Raw genomic sequence first — 17,750 nt, 5'->3', positions numbered from 1 at the left:
TACTGTAATGACAGGAACGCCCATATTCTTGATCAGCAGGAGACCAGTCGTGAAAGTTAGCGAAGTCATGCACGTTGGAGCAATCTGGATTGATCCCGACGCACCGCTTTTCGATGTCGCTGCGAGGATGGACAGGGAAAATATCGGCGCCTTGCCTGTAGGCGAAGACGACAGGATTATCGGCATGGTCACCGATCGCGACATTGTGGTGCGCGGCTTCGGCTGCCTTAGCGACCCGCTGCACCTGACTGCGCGCGACGTGATGAGCCAGCCTGTCACCTACTGTACCACGAACGAAGAACTGGATGACGCCGTGCGCCTGATGGAACGCAAGCAAATCCGCCGCTTGCCTGTCATGGACGAACACCGGCGGATGGTCGGGATGCTGTCACTCGGCGATGTGGCCGCAAAGGCTCCTGCGTCCCTCGCAGCAGAAACCCTGCGTGCGGTTTCGGCGCATCATTCCTGAGGGTCATGTGTGCGCTACAATGCGATGTCGACCAAACGATTGCCCCTCTTTTCATTAGCACCAAAGGGGATCGAGCATGAAATTGCCCCATGATACAATCATTCTGGTCGTGGATGGAGCACGCATGCTTCTGCTGCGAAACGTTGCCGACGCGGTCCTCCCCGACCTCCAGGTCATCGAACACAGGCAAAACGAAAGCCTGCCTAGCCGGGAACTGTCTTCGGACGCACCTGGAACCACGTTCTCGAGCGGCTCGCCTGCACGCAGCAGTTATGATGAAGGCGATCCCCATGTCAGCGAAGAGATACGGTTCGTTGCCTCGGTCGCCAAAGCCCTCGATAGCCTCACCCAAGCCGAAGCGGGTGACATCATCATCGCCGCTGCGCCCCGGGCACTGGGTATCCTGCGCAGCGAATATTCGGACCGGGTCCGAGCCAAGGTGATAGCCGAGGTAGACAAGGACTTCACCCACCTGCCTGTACCGCAAATTGCGCAGCGCCTGATGATGCTCTGAATTTCGGAGATCCGCGAGGATTTGTCGTCTGGCGACCTGCACCGGAATTCGCGGTGGGCCACTGCAAACCTGTCCAGACTTGGTGGAGGCTGATTTGTCCTATCCATCGTGCAACCGCACATCCTGAAAGGCGCGGCGCAAAGATTTATCTCAGGCGACAGGTGGTCGATGGAGGATTGAGCGGTGCGACAGGGCCACTTCGACCGCCTCCTCGATCTGATTGAGATGAAACGGACCATCATAACTGCTGGCTTGCTGGAGGACCTTCGATGCTCGGGTCGGATCGCCGCTGACCATAAGGACCGGAATAGCCTCGCCACAGGATATGCGGCGTGCGGCATCGATTGCCGAGCCGGTTTCAATGTCATCGCCGATGACAATTATGTCAGGCTTGCGCCGTGCGGCAGCATCAAGCGCCTGCTGCTTGTTTCGGGTTTGATCACAGGTCTCAAATCCCAGCGGCTCCAGATAACTCCGGATCGCTCGGCTGATGGCAATGTTGTCGTCGATGATGAGCGCATGCGGCATGAATCATTACCCCGTGTCATTTGCATGCACAGAATGACGCGCACCAGCATGCGGAGCGCTCCGCAAATGTCCTGATGAGAAATGTTGGCTACATCCAGGAAACCGTCGACCGACGATTACCCGGCGCGGTACAGCTCCGGAGATCTACGGGTTTTCTGGTTGGGCTGCGGAGCGTAATTTTTTGTTGCCAGTCAGGAGCGGCATTGTCGTTTTAGACCTGTTCACAAGGCATGGTCTCGGCCCGAGATTGCGCGATGACAGATTGGCAGAGGCCTGCGGTGACCCCCAAAACATGATCCCTGAAGGATCACGGGCCAGAGGGTCCCGCAGGTTTTTCCGGTTTCCGCGCCGGCAAGTCCTTCTTTGATAATTTGGAATCATCCTGGCGCGCATTGTGGGCAAACTTTGCAGCAAGGTTGGACATCGCGACGGCTTCTGCAGCCGCCTGCGTAGCTAAACGGGTTGCATTGGACGCCACGCTTGCCGCTTGCATTGAAGCATCTTCGGCATGGGTGGCCACGGCCAGCGCGGCAGCGGCGGCGGCGGCAGCGGCGGCGGCGGCTGCTTCGATGGCCGCACGGGCCGAGGCATTTGCAGCTTCTGCCGCGGCTTCCGCTGATCTTGTTAAAGGGATGCTAGCCGCTTCTCGTGCAGCATCGGCGCATCCTTTTGCCGCCATCGCCGCGTTTTCCGCCGACCTGGCCGCCTTCTGAGCCGCGTCGGAGGAATGGGCGGTCATCTCGGTGAGAGCTTTGAGGGTGTTAATGTAGGTGGCATTGAGATCGACATGGCTCTTCTTCAGCAGATCGATGTCGACCGCCATCCCAGCCATTTGCTTCAGTATCTCGTCAAGCTTTTCGGCCATATCCAAATCCCGCATTCATCTCAGGAAACCTGTCAGATTCCTCGGCCGCCAAGAATTTTGCGAATACTTCGCGGATAACCGGATAACACTCGCAACTGCGATATTCGAGCGCGGCCCGATCGGTAATCGTGATCTTGCCATACCCGTACCGGATCACACCGTCACTTTGCAGCTTGCCCGCAGAAATGCTCACGGCCTCCCTTCGGCAACCGATCGCAATCGCAAGCTGGTCGTGCGTTAGATCCAGTGTCTGATTGCCCAAACGATCTGATGCCATTAGCAAGGTTCGGCAGACCTGCTCGGTAATCGAGTGTTGCTTGTTGCAGATGATGCGTTGCGCAGATTCGCGCATCTGTCCTTCCATATAGGTAAGTATGGCGCGCCGAAAGTCTGTCGAACCCTCGAACGCCGCTTCGACAAACGAAGAACCAATCCGGTAGGCATTCCCGGACGTCAAAGCGATCGCCTCACTTGCGGCCGAACAATCGCCGAATAGCGAATTGATCCCGACAATACCTTCCTTGCCGATTTGGCTGAACTCCGCCGTATACCCGCTCTTGATCGTACACCTCAGTGAAAACAGGCAATCGATCGGGAAATAAACGTTTTTGTCCCGGCCAGGACCAAAAATGATCTGCTCATGCTTGCGCATTCTTACTTTGTTTTTTTCGAAATCGCGCGAGAATGGGTGATTCCTACCAACTATGTCGAGAAGTGCGTTGCCGCAGGTCGGTAATCCAGGCTCGTGATCTGGCAATACGCTGTTCACTTCATGGCGCGGTCTAGACAGCCTGATAGCACGCACCTTGTTCCCTTGCCTAGAACACTGTGCGCCCGCGAACAGACATTATCCTCCGATCATCTAGCATGACGATAGAGTCCGTCGCCCTTGGGAAAAATTAGGAGCAGAGAAGATCACTGCTTGATCAAAGATGGAGCGCACCTCGATTTTGTTTTCAAAAGAAGAATCAGCATGACGAAGATACATGAAATAGATATGGAATTATTTTTAGATAAGCTTGATAATTTGTTGAATTTATTTGTTGACGATGGAAAAATATCTTTAGATGCTGCCGATATTTTGCACAAAAGCATTGTATCTCTGTTTCAGGAAAGATAGAATTAATGTCCATATGTTGATTTTTCTTAGAGCTTTATATGGCGCGAACTTCCGCGAGCTCGTCATTTATCGTGGGGGGGGATTTTGCGTTTTGCATTCCTGATGCAATGCGCTTCACCATGCGTCCATGAAGGCTGCGCAGGGCTTCCTTAACCCGCACATCCCGGATGGTTGCAGACCGGCGCCCGTTGGCGAGTATCGGACCTTCATCCGTAAGATTACCGAATGCGTTGCTCCACCCCGGACGTAGTCTGAGGGACAAGGAGTTCGCCCAATGTCGCGCACTGCAGAGCTTGGGCATGCTTCGACCGGGATGTGGTGGAACAGCGAAGTACTAGAATTCGTCGACTGGCTCCGTCATCACAACGAAGGGCTGGCGGAAGACAATCGCGTCTCCCACCCAGTTGATCGAAGGAGCAAACGATCTGCGTGTGATCGAATTCAATCGAGCGTTCGCAAGCCAGCTGCACGGTCCGCACGAAATCGTCATCGTTCCGGGTGCCGACATCTGTTTGAGGCGCCTGGCGCGATGATGCAGGTCATCTGGCATGCCACAAGATGGTTCGGAGCCCATCTGCCCGCGAAACAGGAAACGGTCGTATGAATACCTTGTCACCCCTTGCCGATCGCAGAAGCGCCGGATGCCAGCTGGCCACGCGCCTTGGCCATCTGCGAGACAGCGACCCGATAGTGCTTGCCCTACCCCGTGGCGGCGTCCCGGTCGGCTACGAGATCGCCCGGGCACTTGATGCCGAACTGGGATTGGTAATGGTGCGCAAGCTGGGCGCGCCCGGCCATCCGAAATTCGCCATCGGCGCCGTGATCGACGGAGACGATCCGCAGGTTGTGTTCAACGAAGACGCCATGCGGATTGTCGCCCCCGCTCCGGATTACGTCAAAGAAGAGGCCGGCCGGCAGCTGATCGAACTGGAGCGCCGCCGACATGCCTATATCGGCGAAAAGAGGATTCCGCAGCTTGGCGAACGGACGGTCATTTTGGTCGACGACGGGGTTGCAACCGGGTCCACGGTAACGGCCGCTTTGCGCGCAATACGGCGGCACGACCCCGGGCGGCTCATCCTCGCCGTCCCTGTCGCGCCTCCTGACACTCTCGAAAAACTTCGCCCCCTGTGTGACGACTTAGTCGTGTTGGCCATACCCCAGCCATTCTACACCGTGGGGCATCATTACCGTGATTTCCGCCAGGTGAACGACCGGGAAGTCATCGACCTGCTTGCGGCGGCGGAAAAGCGCGAAGCAGCCAACGACTGAGAATCCGCGTTTTACACGCCGGTTTGGCGACCTCATGCCAATTCTTCAGCCATGCGAGGGCCGGACGACTCGTGGTCCGATTTCCTCCAGAACGTCACGAGCGACGAAGACCTGACCGTTGCCGGCTGGCGCCACTCCGCGGCCTGCCCTGATCTCCGCGCTGGACTCAAATTGCTCGACCCGACGTTCGTCGACGCGGTCCGCCCAGAACGGATCGGCGTGGTAGGGGTCCCATACGACCCATCCTTGCCCTCGCAGGTAATACCGCCAGTAAGGCTGCCACGTGCTGTATGCAGGTCCGAACCACGGGCGGTAAAGCGGATCGCGTCGTACTTCCCGCGTGACCGTGTGTTCAACCTCGCGATCGATTACGACGAACCAGTCATAACCTTCGCTGACCATCAGTTCGGCCGCCCGGTAGAGCAGGTAAGCTTCGACCGTTTCGCGTGAGGTTAGCGAATTTCCCCGGAATGCCACGCGGTAGTGTCCCTGCGCCACCCGCTCATCGGAATAACCACCGCTGCCCTCCGATCTGGATCCCAGCGGCTGATAGGGCGTGGGATGCGCGCAGCCGACGACTGCCAACACGAGGACGGCGGCAAGGAATTTTGATTGAATGTGTGACATTTGACCCAGCCCAATGCATTACCGAACTTAATCGATCTAGTGCAATCGAGGATTGCGGGGGGATATCGGTAAATCTCCCAGGTCAAAGGCATGGCGGGCGCGACCTTTTGCAATGTCTCCGTGAATCTACGAATACCAGATCTCTTTTAATCCCGTGATTTAACTGCTGCGGAGGGGGACATCCAAGCGTTGCCATGACCAATCGCGGACAGACCTTGTTGGCCGGTTTACCGGACAACGAACTGCTCTGGTCCCTGCTCGACCAGGTTCCGGCAGCAATCGCTCTGTTCGATCGCGAAATGCACTACATAGCCTGTAGCCGCCGGTGGATGTCGGACTACAGGCTCGGCGAAGACAATCTCGTTGGCCGTTCGCACTACGACATATTTCCCGAACTGGACGAAGAGGCAAAGGCACTTCACCGCCGGGCTTTGGAGGGGGAATCCCTTTCCAAGGACCTCGACAGGCTCGAACGCATCGACGGCTCGGTCGACTGGGTGCGCTGGAGCATGGTCCCCTGGCACGACAAGGCGGGCGAAGTGCAAGGTCTGCTATTCGTAACCGAGGTTCTCACCTCCGATCTCGAACGCAGGATGACCTCTCTCATAATTGAGGAGGAGTTATCCCTCTTCATCGACATTGCCGAGAATTTCGCACTGTGCATGCTGGATGACGATGGCAAGGTGACGATCTGGAATAGCGGAGCGGAGCGGCTTTTCGGCTGGAGCGACGCCGAAGTGCTTGGCCAGCCGTTCGACTTCATGATCGACAACGCCGAACGTGTGCACGGTTTACCCGCGATGCAGCTGGAAATCGCCCGCAGGAACGGTTTCTATCGAGGCCGGAGCTGGAAAGCACGCAAGGATGGAAGCCGCTTTTTCGCCGACGTAACAATCACCCGTCTTGTCCGCGATGGCCAGCTTCCTGGCGGCTTCGGTAAGATCGTCCGCGATATGACAAAAGAAGATACCCAGACCCGCTCGCTCGAAGCCAGCACAGTCCTGCTGCGGTCCATCCTGGAAACCGTTCCGGATGCCATGATCGTCATCGACGAATGCGGCATTATCCTGTCGTTTAGCAGCACTGCCGAGGCAATGTTCGGCTATTCCCGCAACGAGGTTATTGGCCGCAACGTGTCTATGCTGATGCCCTCCCCCGATCGCGAGCAGCACAATGCCTATCTTGCCAGGTATCTGCAGTCGGGCGTGGCCAGGATAATGGGCGGCAACCGGCGCGTCTTGGGATTACGTAAGGACGGGACAGTTTTTCCTCACACTTTGCGCATAGGCGAGGCCTATGGCGGCGGCCGACGTATGTTCACCGGATTCCTTCACGACCTGTCCGAAACGGAAAAGGCAGAGGCGCACTTAGAGGATCTCCAGCGGGAGTTGGCACATTTCGCCCGCATCAACGAAATGGGAACACTGGCCACTGCGATTGCTCATGAACTGAACCAGCCCCTGATGGCGGTGGGCAATATCGTCCAGACTTCTGCCGAGTTGATCAAAGAGGGCAGCAGGGAAGCGCTTGAACGTGCCAGCCTGGCGCTGGAGGAAGCTGGGCGGGAAGCGCTGAGGGCCGGTGCAATCGTCAAGCGACTGCGCATCTTTGTGTCCCGCGGAGAACTGGACAGGACTTTCGAGCACCCCGGGGACCTGGCGCGCGAAGCCGTCGCACTGGCGGCAACCGGAGCCAAATACCGCAACGTCATGTGCTTTGTGAGTCAAGCCGAGGCGTTGGAGAACATCCTGGTCGACAGGATCCAGATCCAGCAAGTCATCGTGAACCTCGTGCGCAACGCGATTGATGCGATTGGTAGCGGCGGCGCGGTCGAAGTAGCGGTTATTCAGCAAGAGAAGTCGGTGCGCTTTTCAATCATCGACAACGGACCAGGAGTCCCTGAAACCAGGATTGCCCGCCTGTTCGATCCGTTCTCGACGACCAAGTCCGATGGAATGGGCCTGGGTCTCGCTATATGCCGCAACATTGTCGAGGCACATGGCGGCAAGCTTTGGCACGAAAATGGCTCTGCCGGGGGTGCCACCTTCCATTTCATCCTGCCCGAACCTGGCGAGGAGTTCGACGATGGAGACTGAGCCCAAGCTTGTGCATGTGGTCGACGACGAAGAGGCGATCCGGCGATCGCTCGACTTTATGCTGTCAACTGCGGGCTACAAGGTCAGCCGCTGGGAAGATGCGACCGCATTCCTCAAAGGGGCGGACAGGTTAGAACCTTCCTGCGCCCTGATCGACGTTCGCATGCCAGGAATGGACGGGCTTGAACTCCAGCGCGAAATGCATCGGCTGGGATACAACTTCCCGGTCATCGTGCTTTCGGGTCACGGCGATATTTCCATGGCGGTGAAAGCGATTCAGGGGGGCGCGATCGACTTTCTGGAAAAGCCGGCCGACCGCCAAAATGTCCTCGATGCGGTACAAGCCGCTTTCGACAGTCTTGCCGACTGTGAGGGACGGCGCAGTCGCGAGCAATGGGCGAAGGGGCAAATCGCCCACCTCACAGAACGCGAGCGCGAGGTGCTGGACGGGCTGGCTTGCGGCTATCCAAACAAAACGATTGCCTATGACCTTGGCATCAGCGCTCGGACTGTGGAAGTCTATCGCGCCAACGCGATGGAAAAACTCCAGGTCAGTAATTTTGCCGACGCATTGCGGATTGCTTTTGCGGCCGGACTTGGTTCAGAACAGCGATGGCTGGAAGAGCATACCCTCCTGCGCCCCCAGATCAGGACATAGTCCCCTACAACTCCGGACAATACCGCATCCCGCCCAGGCACGGCGGCGCGCAAAAAGACTTGCGCAGGTGGATTCGACCGCATTCGGACGAGATGCCTGCCGTTTACTCTTGCATCGGAGACAGGCAATGAAAACCGACAGTGAACTGCAGCGCGATGTGCTCGATGAACTCGAATGGGATCCCAGCGTCGACCACGCTGACATCGGCGTATCGGTGGTCGATGGCGTGGTGGCGCTCAACGGCTATGTGAAAAGCTACGCCGAGAAAATTGCCGCCGAACGTGCGGCGAAGCGGGTAGCGGGTGTCAAGGCGATCGCCGAAGAACTCAACGTCCGCTACGCGTCCGACGCGAAGACTGCCGACCACGAAATCGCCAAGCGCATCCTCGACCTGTTCAAATACAATATCCTCATTCCCGAAGAGCACATCGTGGTGAAGGTGGAAAAGGGCTGGGTCAGCCTTACCGGCGACGTCGAGTGGAATTTCCAGAGCGATGAGGCAACCAAGGCTGCCGGCAAGGTTTCGGGCGTGGTCGGCGTGTCGAACAACTTGACCATCCGGAACCGGGCCAGTGCCATCGACATTCGCAAGCGCATCAAGGATGCGTTCGAACGGCAAGCCGGGCTCGACGCGGCCACTGTGACCATCACCACCAGCGGCAATAAGGTGACGCTGGGTGGCAAGGTAAAGGCCTGGCACGAGCGTAAGCTGGCCGAAGATGCTGCCTGGTCTGCGCCTGGCGTGACCCAAGTGGAAGACCGCATCCTCGTCAGCTGACTGGCAGGAAGACACAAAAGCCCCGCCGGACTGGTCTTTCCGGCGGGCCCCTTTTCATCCGGTTGGCTTCCAAAAGTGTCAGTGCGCCAGCAGCAGGGGCACTTGCGCTTCGAGCAACATCGTGCGGGTAACACCGCCAAACACCGCTTCGGCAGCACGCGGCTTGCCATACGCACCCATCACGATGAATTCGGCGCTGCAATGTCTCGCCTGATCGAGGATGGTGTCGGCAACCATTCCGGTAGTGGTCCGTTCGACCAGTTCCGTGGAAATGCCGTGGCGCGAAAGGTATGTAGCAACTTCGGCCATCGCCAATGCACCTCGCGGTTGGTTGACTTCCAGCAGAACCACCTGCCTGGCGCGTTGAAGCAAGGGAACCGCAGCCCGCACGGCTTCACTGCACGGCCGAGACCCATCCCAAGCAACGAGTGCGCAACCATCGATATCTAGTCCGAGGCATCCCGGCGGGACCGCGAGGATCGGTCGAACGGCTCTGAGAGGCAAGCTTTCAAGGCGCGGCCGGTCTTCCTCTCGTGCCTCAGTACGGGCAGAGACGACGATCAAGTCTGCAAAGTCCGACGCGCGGGTGAGGGCCTCTACAAAGGTGCCGTAAGTCTCTCCCATCGACCAGGTGACATCCTCTTTCGCGAGACGGTTTTCCAGGCTTGCGCGAATGGCGGACTCCCGTTCACGCTCTGCCGCGATCATCACTGCCTCAGATCCTGCGGAATAATATCCGGAAACAATCAGTGGCAAGGTCAAGACGTCGAGGCACTCGAGATGTCCGCCAAGCGCACGGGTCACGTCCAGAGCGACCTGCAAACGGGACTCTTGGCCTCGGTCGTCATGGATGAGCAACAAAATGTTCTTCATAAGGCGCTCCTGTTTGGTTCGTCGCGTGACAATTCCGCCTGCGGGAATGCCAATAGATTTTCTTCAGGCTGGGGATATTCATCCGGCGCCCGATAAGGCTCTTCGGGCCGTGGCGGCAATTCTTCCGGCGGGGATTCCGGCTGCGGTTCGACCGGCACCGGATCGACTCCCGGGGGCTCCTGGGGTTCGATCCGGTCCGGTTCGGAAGGAGGGACGCTGGCCATGCCGGAAATCCGCCGGATCGTGGCTCAGCCGACCGCGATCTTGCGCACCCGGTTGACCGCCTGCTGGTCCTTCTTGACCCTGATCTGCAACACCCCGTGCCGATACTTGGCTTCGATTGCATCCGGATCGGCATCCGCCGGCAAGGTTAACCTGCGCCGGAAAGCGCCATAGCTGCGCTCGCTGACGAGGTAGTCGCCGGACTTCTCTTCGCTCTCAGCCCGCTTCTCCCCGGAAATCGCCAGGACACCGTCGCCGAATTCGATATCGATATCCTTTTCTTCCATCCCCGGAAGTTCGACCGCGAGTTCATAGTGGTCCTTGCGGTCCTTCATCTCTGCCACAGGGCTGAAATCCAGGGCGCCAGACATCTGGAAAATATTCCGGACGGGGCGGGAAAAGCTGAAATCGTCGAACAGCTGGTCGATCTCCTCGCGCAGCCGTCCGAATACGGCCGGCAAGCCATGCTCACGCGCGCTTTGTACCGGCAGTGTTGCTTGCTCGTTCATCGCAATGTTCTCCTCAAATCTGGACACGCCGAAACCTGCGGCAGCCCGGCGTGTCAATCGAAGTAGGCCGCATCCCGGAGGTCCGGGATTGGGAAAGTTACGGAAGCGATTGATCCGGAGATTTACGGGTTATTTCGATGCCGCCGTGCCGCCATTGTTGAACTGCAGGCGATCTCGAACGGACTTAGTCCCCCCACCCAGACCCCCCGGGATCGCCTGCACCCTTGATATCCTTGCCAGGACAGAAACGAAGGGCCGTCGCCGCCATTCAGGCGAGCGTTGCCTCTAACATCATGAGTGTCGGGTCGGCGTCATAGGGCATCGCCTGGAAACCCGAAGTGCGAGCAATTTCCAACGGTTCGTGATCCTCCAGAGTTTCAATCGAACGCAGGCTGCTCAGCCCGCGTTCGCGCGCCAGGTCTGCGGCATGGCGAAGCAGGCTCCAGCCAATGCCCTCCCCCCTGAATTGTGGAACTACCACGACAGCTGCCTCGGCATTTGCAAGCCCGTGGTCCGCCAGGATGATGACGCTCCCGACGAGTTTGCCAACGGCCGGATCGAAAGCCAGCAGATGTTCCGCGTGACGGTGATCCATTTCGATCCTGCCAATAATCTGATGTGGATTGACCGCCTTCAATCCGGCGACAAGGCGGAAGCGGAAATCCCTGATAGTGAGCTGGGCGTAAAACTCGTCGACAAATGGCCGATCGGGCATCGTCACGGCGCGAAGTCGCAGGACCAGACCATTCCGCGTTTGCAGTTGTGGTGGATTGGGTTCTGCCATAGTCCGATCAATCACCAATTGCATGCGCCTGCCCCATCCTGCCCGAAGCAATTTTGGCAAGACTGGCCCGCGCCCCAGCGGCGGGCCATCCGTAGATAACCTGATGGCAGCAAGTTCTAGGAACTGACCGCCCACCTGGAGAGAGGTTCAATTAGAACCGGTACGGGATACGGAACCCGACAGACATATCAGGGCTATCGTCCGTCAGGCCGATGCCGACATTTGTCACCAGCGCCAGCCGTTCACCCAGCGAGAAGGTCGCGCCGAGATTTACGATACCGACATTGGCCTGGCTGCCCACAACCGGGCGCTCGTCCTGTCCGTCCGGCGTAAGACGTGTGCGCTCGACGATGCGCTGACTGTAGGACATCGAGATGCTCGACCTGTCGTTGAGCGCAAAGGCCAGCCCGGCGCCGAATTGCCATGCATTGCCGATCTCAACCCGGCCAGGGATATCGCCCTGGTTCTCGTCGATGTCGTCAAAGTGGTCCGCGAAATTGTGGAAATAGGTGACGTTGCCAAACACGACCATCGGATCGAGGGTCTTGAGCATGGATACGCCGAGCGATGCACCGTAGACCCCGCTGCCTGTGGCCAGGCTTTCCGGCACCTGCAGGTTGCCTTCGCTGTTGGCCACTTCGACAAATTCCACGCCGAAGGGATGCCTCCCCGTAGGGAATTTCACGCGAGCATTGATCACCGTATCCGGCCAACTCGACGTTTCCGCTGCTAGGCGGTAACTCGCCCCCAAACTGAGGTCCCCTATACCTTGATCGCGGACCGTCTGTTCGACCAGCGCCGAGGCAGAGCCACCCGCCCCGCCCGACAGGAAATTCGACGAACGGTAGAGGAGAGGCAGGTTCGCGTCGATAAACAGGCGGTCGGAGAAGCCAAAGCGCAGGGTCGGGTCGAAAGTGAAGATATCGGACCTGATCTGATCGATGCTGATCGTTCCCAGGAAGATCGCGTCGAGCGCCAGGAAGCCGTTGAGCGAAATCCGGGCATTGTCGAAGTGCGAATAGCCCAGGCCTAGATCGAGACCGAAACGGCTTCCAAACCGCCCCTGCTGCTCCTCGGAAACTGCGACAACGGCTTCGGTCGGGGCAGGCGTCCGGCGCTCGCCCTCGCCTGGATCCGTGGTCGCAAGGGGATCACTTTGGGCCAATCGACCGAATTCCTGGGCAATATCCTCCCGTCGGAAGAGGGCCAGCGAAAGATCGTCCGGAACCGCCAGCGTCTGCGGAGCGATATAGGCGCCCCGCAAACCTCCAGCCTCGTCGGGATTGATCGGAGCTATCTGCGCAGAGATTCCCTGCTCCAGGGCTGCCAGGCGCTCTTCGAGCTGTTCCAGCCGAAGCAAATACACCATCTCGCGTTGATGTAGGGTACCCACTTCCTGCCGCAGATGGTCGAGTTCAACCTGCTCATCTTCAGCGGAGAATTCTTGGATGCCATCCTTTGCAACGGCTTCGCCAGAAAGAAACAGGGCAGTCGCCGTAACGGCAACAAGGGCGCAATTGGAATGAAAAATGTGACGCATGGCCATGATCCTTGTTGTCAGGGGTTGAGCAGATTCCACAAAGTCGCGGGATCGGGCACGCCGGTCTGGGACAGGCCCTTTTCGCTCTGGAAGGCCACAAATGCCTGGCGGAGCGCTGCGGTGAACTGGCCATCCTCGGGCCCGGAATAGAGCCCGCGGATTTGGAGCGCAGCCTGCGCCCGGCGCAGGATCGTCTCGTACACAAAGGCGCGGTTCTGCCCGTCGCCCACCTCGAGCAATGGCGAAAATTGCGCCACGCGCAGCGGCCTGAAGCCTACCACCAGACGCTGGGTCACGCTGACCAGCCGGTCTGCCGGATGCTGCACGCAATGATGTTCAAGGATCATGTCGAATGCCACGGCATTGTGCCACGGCGTCAGATCAAAGGTGTTCGGCTCATACAGGTTCGCTGCGGTGAGATAGCCTTCGACAAAACCGATCATCCGTTGATAATCGAGCGAGGCGCTATCGCTGCGGGCAGCGATGAAGCGCTCGCAAGTCAGCATGCCAGCCCCTTCAACTGCAAACTGCTGCGTCTCTTCCTGCGCGATAGCTGGCGACATGCCGAACACGGCAAAGCAGGCGAAAACGGGCAATAACTTGTTCATTCGACTTTCCTCCCAACCAGGAAATTTGCCGCAATTCAGAAGCCGTGCCCCTTCATCGCGCTGAGCGCTTCCTGGGCCCGGACGATCTGCACGTTCTGCAGCGCATCCACGCCGAAGATCACCGAGGCGCGGTTCTCGATGGCATTGTTGTCGCTGTTCAGGATCGACTGCTGCAGCAACTGGCCGATGTCTCCGCCCGCAAGCTGGCTGCTGCTGTCGAGCCCGCCATTACCGATCATCACGATACCGATCTGGTTGTCGGCCATCCGGAAGTGCAGCTCATCTCCGTCGGCAAACACCAGGTCAACCGGACCGGTAGCGGAGGTCATGCCCCGCTGCGTCATGGCAGGCACGACCGAGGATGGGACGATCATCACCTGCATGCCATTGAGGGTGCGATTGTCGGCACCTGCAATGACGTTCGCCTGTGCGGCACCGGCAAAGGTCTCCAGAGCTCCCACCCCGAGAACGTCCTGCGCCGGAATATAGGGGAAATAGCCTTCGTGGGTGTCAGTCACGTCCATCGCCGGATCGCCTTCGCGAGACCACGCGATCATCAATTGCGGAACCGGATTGCCGTTGCCGCCGGGCAGGAAATCGACACTGAAAACCAGGTTGGCCAACGTGGTTACGCCGCTTGCATCCTGCCAACTGGAAAGCATGGTGATCCCGAAATAGGAGACCGACTTGGGCGTGATGAACTTGCCGTGCATTTCGGACAGTTCATCGTCGGCTACCCGGGCCGCGCCCGAAAGGGCAGAAAGGTCGGGCATGTGCGCGGATGCAGGGATGGCAGAACCGGCCAACAGGACAACAGCCATCGTCTTGCCGGTCAACGCACCGCGCCGAGCCGAGGCGGTCGAGAGGTGACTATTGTTCATGACAATCTCCTTCAAAACGAGAAGCGGGGCCCGAAGCCGAATTCGACGACTTCCGCTCCTGGCATCGATGCGTGCAGGTCGAGCAGGCGACCGGCGGAAAGCGGCTCCGGTGGTTGCAGCAGAACGTTGTCGGGCGCGTAGCCCTCGCCTGCTACGACGAAGATGATCTGGTTCCAGGCCGCTTCGAATTCGCTGCGGCTCATGGTGCGGTTGCCCAAAGCGGGATCACCGATGGCGATGTGACCGGCCCAGGCGCGCCGGACGATGACGAAGTGCTTGTATCCACGGATGTCGAGCAGCGCGATTGATGGCACTTCCAGCGCTTCGAGCGTGGCATAATCGACCCGGTAGCCATCTGCCTGGTAGCCGACGGACTGGGCATAGGTCTTCATGTCGAGCAGGGAGAAGCCCCTCTGCCGCACGATATCGGGATCCGCGATCCGCAGCATGTTGACCAGCACTTGCTGCTCGGTCGTGTCCCGACCGAAAGCGAAATTGAAGATGGTGGCCATGACCGCGGCACCGCAGCTGAAATCGGTCTGCTGTCGCACCAGATTCTCGAACTTGCGGTCCTTCCAGCTGGTCACCGCTACCGGCACGATCGGCCCGTTGGTAGAAACCGCGCCGAGCCACAAGGGAACAGGCTGCCCCGCCGGGCTCGTGGTGCATCCCGTCACCAGCATAGCTGCCACCATGGCAGCCTTCAGCGCCATTGCGTTTTTCGCTGGACAGGGGAACCGTGTGATCATTCGTCTCTCGTGATTTTGCGGTGGCACCTGCCGGTCGGAGGGAGAGCTGGTTTGCTCTCCCTCCTCCCGGTTGGCCGACCGTCGGTTGGGACGCCGATCTGCCGCCGGGTTCCGGCCGCCGGGTCGTGGCGGCGGAAGCTGACGGACCGATACCGATCAGCTCGGGTCGCCGCCTCCGCCATTGCCGCCGCCATTGCTGGGAGCGGTTCCGGCAGACGAAGCGATCGTCAGGGAGTTGAGCTGCTGATTGCCAGTACCTGCGGCGAAGTTGACGCCGACGTTGCCCGAGGCGCCGTCGATCACAAGCCCGGTCACCAGATTCTGGCTGTCCTGCTGTTCCACGAAGCTGAGCGTCGATGCCTGGATCAGCCCGGCATTGGCCTCGGCCAGCGTAGAGTCGTTGGCCACGGCCAGCGTCATCAGGTTGGACTGCTGGTTCAGGCTGCCCGCCGCCGCATTGACACCAATGTTGCCCGATCCGCTGACCGTTCCGCCGAGAACCGAGTTGCGGTCGCGGAAGTTGTTCGATCCACCACCCTGGCCTGGTTCATCCTGGTCGAGCACGTCTCCCGGAGCGCCGAGTTGCGACACACCCAGAAGCGACTGGAACGAAGTGGTCGATGCTTCAGCCCAGCCACCCAGTGCTTCGTCGTCGGCGTTGCTGGAGGTCGCCAGCGCTGCCGAATTCATCTGCATATTGAAATAGCCGGCGGCCAGGTTGATTCCGGTGTTGCCCGAAGAATCGAGATCGAAGGTGTCCACGGTGTTCACGATCGGAGCGAAGTAGCCGACACGAATCTGACCTTCGAGCGTGCCGTCGATCAGGTCGTCGTTCGGATCGTTGCCTGCCTCACTCCAGCCGGGGCCGAACACCGCATCGACATAGCCGTTCTCGCCATTCAGTTCGTTTTCCTCACGATAGGTAACCGAGACACCCTGCTGGAGTTGCTTGGCATCGGTGATGGCCACCGCCGAACTGTCCACGTCAATGACACCCCTCAAAAAGGCGCCACCGAAGAGACCGACCTGCTTCCAGTACGTGACATCAGTCTCGATGCTCGTATCGATCGTGTTGTTGTATTCGAGGTCGACATCGACATCGACGGGACCGTTTCCTTGGGCGAAAGCCGGGTTGGTCAGCAACGCCGAAGCAGCAGCGGTCGAAAGCAGAAGCTTTTTCATCTCAATTCTCCTTGTTTTCACTCAGGGTTGTCCACCCGCTGAAACCGTCAGCGAGAAGGTGTTGGCAGAGGAATTCCTCTCGCCACCGATCAGGTTGGCCTGGAACAGGCCGCTGCTCTGGCCGAAGGCATCGTCACTGATTTCAACGGTGTCATTCGGTGCAGCGGCATTTGTCTCCATGCCCCCTGGCGGTTCGACGGGCGCGCGCGATTGCTCCAGGAACTGGTCCGTCAAAGCGCCCGATTGTCCGATTGCGAATGCAGCCAGGTTGGCTGACTGGTTCTGCCGACCGGCAGTAATGTTAAGGCTGATAATTCCCGAGTTGTCGGAAAAGGCATCGTCGGCGATGTGAATGTGGGCCGCACGGTCACCGCGATCCGACGAAGCGCGCTGGATGGCTCCTTCGCCGACTGCCGCAACATCCCCGATCGCCAGGGTGGCACTCGACAGCTGCTGATTCTGGTCCCCTGCTGCGAGGTTGATGGCAAGCCTGCCGACATTGCCTGATCCGTCTCCCGATCCGACCGTCACAAGGTCGTCCGCTTCTGACGTGTCCTGCGCCTGGGCGATCACGCCTCCGGCAACAAGCACCGTCGCTGCTGCAACGAAGGATATCCGCCGGTTCATTGTCCGCCTCCCGACAGGACCGACAGGCTTTCCAGCGCGCCCGAAAGCGACTGCATCGCGCCGCTTATCGTGGAGATGGCCGTAGAGGAAACCGAGCTGGTAGTCGCAATCAGGTTGGCCGAACCGCCACTCGCGTCAGGCATTTCGGAAGCCACCGCAAACGAAGGATCAATCATGCTTTGCGCGGAGAGGGGCGCCAGGATGGCCGAACTTTCGGAATCTGTCAGCGGTTCAAGCCCAAGGGCGATTGTGTTGACGATAAGATGGACCGGGGCAGTAACCGCCGACTGGCTGTCTCTGAGGAAATAGCGATCCCCTATATAGTGGCGAACATCGCGCGAGTAGATGATCACCCCGTCCTCGGGCAGAGCATCGCTGGCCGAAGGATCGCCGTTGGCGAGTGCGACTGTCGGCACAATCGCCGCCAGGACCAGGCAGGTAAGCAGCAGATAGGCCTGGAATGACGCTGATTTCCGCAATTGCATGGCAAATCTCCCTGACGGGCTGGGATGACGAAAGCGAAACGGCCGCGACAGTCGCTTACAGTTGCATTCGATCTCAGCTGCAGTCAGGAAATTCGCGTGTTCACGAATTTTTAACTATTGTGGAATGTCCGTAGATAACTCTGTCGATAACTGCTATCAGTAGTTTGTTATCACTAGTCATTTCTGACTAGGCGGCGTGGACAAATTTGTTGACGCGAGACTCGGCGATTGAATCAAGGCTTCCTTTTGGAGGCGGGCTTGAGCCGGGGTGATCTGAGCGAAGCGGAATGGCGAGTTTTGAAGGGTTTGTTGCCGATCGATGCGGCAAACCGAGGGCGTGGGCGACCGCCCGAAGAGAACCGT

At 58.9% G+C, this 17,750-nt stretch carries 22 protein-coding genes; 8 read left to right on the top strand and 14 right to left on the bottom strand.

Translation table 11 applies throughout. From position 1 onward, the window contains the following. The first annotated feature begins 7 nt into the window (after window positions 1–7). Window positions 8–469, top strand: a complete 462-nt coding sequence (locus M3P36_RS09305) for a CBS domain-containing protein (RefSeq protein WP_249702985.1) — start codon at window positions 8–10, stop codon at window positions 467–469. A 76-nt stretch (window positions 470–545) separates the two neighbouring features. Beyond that, window positions 546–983: a baeRF12 domain-containing protein gene (locus tag M3P36_RS09300; RefSeq protein ID WP_249702984.1), complete on the top strand. Its 438-nt coding sequence runs from the start codon at window positions 546–548 to the stop codon at window positions 981–983. Between the two features lie 150 nt (window positions 984–1,133). On the opposite strand, the gene M3P36_RS09295 is transcribed toward M3P36_RS09300, so the two are convergent. The 3 genes from M3P36_RS09295 to M3P36_RS15260 all read right to left on the bottom strand — a co-directional run bounded on the left by M3P36_RS09295 (window position 1,134) and on the right by M3P36_RS15260 (window position 3,145). Next, window positions 1,134–1,511: a response regulator gene (locus M3P36_RS09295; protein WP_249702983.1), complete on the bottom strand. Its 378-nt coding sequence runs from the start codon at window positions 1,509–1,511 to the stop codon at window positions 1,134–1,136. 307 nt (window positions 1,512–1,818) lie between these two features. Next, window positions 1,819–2,376 (bottom strand): hypothetical protein, encoded by a 558-nt coding sequence (locus M3P36_RS09290; RefSeq protein ID WP_249702982.1) that lies wholly within the window; start codon window positions 2,374–2,376, stop codon window positions 1,819–1,821. Continuing rightward, window positions 2,360–3,145, bottom strand: coding sequence for a Crp/Fnr family transcriptional regulator (locus M3P36_RS15260; protein WP_249702981.1), 786 nt, complete (start codon window positions 3,143–3,145; stop codon window positions 2,360–2,362). Before M3P36_RS15260 ends, M3P36_RS09290 begins: the two co-directional genes overlap by 17 nt. Window positions 3,146–3,349: 204 nt before the next feature. Between M3P36_RS15260 and M3P36_RS09280 the strand changes: the two genes are divergently transcribed. From M3P36_RS09280 to M3P36_RS09275, 3 genes are all read left to right on the top strand, one after another. Continuing rightward, window positions 3,350–3,496: a hypothetical protein gene (locus M3P36_RS09280; RefSeq protein ID WP_249702980.1), complete on the top strand. Its 147-nt coding sequence runs from the start codon at window positions 3,350–3,352 to the stop codon at window positions 3,494–3,496. Between the two features lie 274 nt (window positions 3,497–3,770). Further along, window positions 3,771–4,100, top strand: coding sequence for an erythromycin esterase family protein (locus tag M3P36_RS15330; RefSeq protein ID WP_502798375.1), 330 nt, complete (start codon window positions 3,771–3,773; stop codon window positions 4,098–4,100). Further along, window positions 4,097–4,768 (top strand): phosphoribosyltransferase, encoded by a 672-nt coding sequence (locus M3P36_RS09275; RefSeq protein WP_249702979.1) that lies wholly within the window; start codon window positions 4,097–4,099, stop codon window positions 4,766–4,768. Before M3P36_RS15330 ends, M3P36_RS09275 begins: the two co-directional genes overlap by 4 nt. A 45-nt stretch (window positions 4,769–4,813) precedes the next feature. On the opposite strand, the gene M3P36_RS09270 is transcribed toward M3P36_RS09275, so the two are convergent. Further along, window positions 4,814–5,395, bottom strand: coding sequence for a CC0125/CC1285 family lipoprotein (locus M3P36_RS09270; RefSeq protein WP_502798374.1), 582 nt, complete (start codon window positions 5,393–5,395; stop codon window positions 4,814–4,816). Window positions 5,396–5,589: 194 nt separating this feature from the next. Here M3P36_RS09270 and M3P36_RS09265 point away from each other — a divergent pair, with 194 nt between their 5' ends. The 3 genes from M3P36_RS09265 to M3P36_RS09255 all read left to right on the top strand — a co-directional run bounded on the left by M3P36_RS09265 (window position 5,590) and on the right by M3P36_RS09255 (window position 8,927). Next, complete coding sequence (locus tag M3P36_RS09265; protein ID WP_249702977.1) at window positions 5,590–7,491, top strand: PAS domain-containing sensor histidine kinase; 1,902 nt, start codon at window positions 5,590–5,592, stop codon at window positions 7,489–7,491. Then, window positions 7,481–8,149 (top strand): response regulator transcription factor, encoded by a 669-nt coding sequence (locus M3P36_RS09260; RefSeq protein ID WP_249702976.1) that lies wholly within the window; start codon window positions 7,481–7,483, stop codon window positions 8,147–8,149. The genes M3P36_RS09265 and M3P36_RS09260 overlap by 11 nt, the downstream gene beginning before the upstream one ends. Before the next feature lie 127 nt (window positions 8,150–8,276). After that, a complete protein-coding gene (locus M3P36_RS09255) occupies window positions 8,277–8,927 on the top strand; it encodes a BON domain-containing protein (RefSeq protein ID WP_249702975.1) in 651 nt (216 codons plus the stop codon). Window positions 8,928–9,005: 78 nt separating this feature from the next. On the opposite strand, the gene M3P36_RS09250 is transcribed toward M3P36_RS09255, so the two are convergent. From M3P36_RS09250 to M3P36_RS09205, 10 genes are all read right to left on the bottom strand, one after another. Next, entirely contained in the window at window positions 9,006–9,800 is a 795-nt protein-coding gene (locus tag M3P36_RS09250) for a universal stress protein (protein WP_249702974.1), read from the bottom strand. Between the two features lie 248 nt (window positions 9,801–10,048). Continuing rightward, window positions 10,049–10,531, bottom strand: coding sequence for an Hsp20/alpha crystallin family protein (locus M3P36_RS09245; RefSeq protein ID WP_249702973.1), 483 nt, complete (start codon window positions 10,529–10,531; stop codon window positions 10,049–10,051). Between the two features lie 268 nt (window positions 10,532–10,799). Then, window positions 10,800–11,339: a GNAT family N-acetyltransferase gene (locus M3P36_RS09240; protein ID WP_249702972.1), complete on the bottom strand. Its 540-nt coding sequence runs from the start codon at window positions 11,337–11,339 to the stop codon at window positions 10,800–10,802. A gap of 127 nt (window positions 11,340–11,466) precedes the next feature. Then, entirely contained in the window at window positions 11,467–12,861 is a 1,395-nt protein-coding gene (locus tag M3P36_RS09235; RefSeq protein WP_249702971.1) for a transporter family protein, read from the bottom strand. Window positions 12,862–12,872: 11 nt separating this feature from the next. After that, the gene (locus tag M3P36_RS09230) at window positions 12,873–13,463 is read right to left on the bottom strand and encodes a peptidoglycan-binding domain-containing protein (RefSeq protein ID WP_249702970.1); all 591 of its coding nucleotides are present in this window, start codon (window positions 13,461–13,463) and stop codon (window positions 12,873–12,875) included. Between the two features lie 35 nt (window positions 13,464–13,498). Then, window positions 13,499–14,344 carry a hypothetical protein gene (locus tag M3P36_RS09225; protein WP_249702969.1) on the bottom strand — a complete coding sequence of 282 codons (846 nt, stop codon included), beginning with the start codon at window positions 14,342–14,344 and terminating at the stop codon, window positions 13,499–13,501. Window positions 14,345–14,355: 11 nt separating this feature from the next. Further along, complete coding sequence (locus M3P36_RS09220; protein WP_249702968.1) at window positions 14,356–15,057, bottom strand: C39 family peptidase; 702 nt, start codon at window positions 15,055–15,057, stop codon at window positions 14,356–14,358. A 192-nt stretch (window positions 15,058–15,249) separates the two neighbouring features. Further along, on the bottom strand, window positions 15,250–16,275 hold the full coding sequence (locus M3P36_RS09215) for a FapB/FapC family functional amyloid domain-containing protein (protein ID WP_249702967.1): 1,026 nt from the start codon (window positions 16,273–16,275) through the stop codon (window positions 15,250–15,252). Between the two features lie 21 nt (window positions 16,276–16,296). Further along, entirely contained in the window at window positions 16,297–16,902 is a 606-nt protein-coding gene (locus tag M3P36_RS09210; RefSeq protein WP_249702966.1) for a FapB/FapC family functional amyloid domain-containing protein, read from the bottom strand. Beyond that, entirely contained in the window at window positions 16,899–17,387 is a 489-nt protein-coding gene (locus M3P36_RS09205; protein WP_249702965.1) for a hypothetical protein, read from the bottom strand. Before M3P36_RS09205 ends, M3P36_RS09210 begins: the two co-directional genes overlap by 4 nt. Between the last annotated feature and the right edge of the window lie 363 nt (window positions 17,388–17,750).

Origin of the sequence: Altererythrobacter sp. KTW20L, assembly GCF_023501975.1 — a bacterium.
In the GTDB taxonomy this organism is placed as follows: Bacteria; Pseudomonadota; Alphaproteobacteria; order Sphingomonadales; family Sphingomonadaceae; genus Alteraurantiacibacter.
This window is presented reverse-complemented; position numbering and strand designations above follow the sequence as displayed.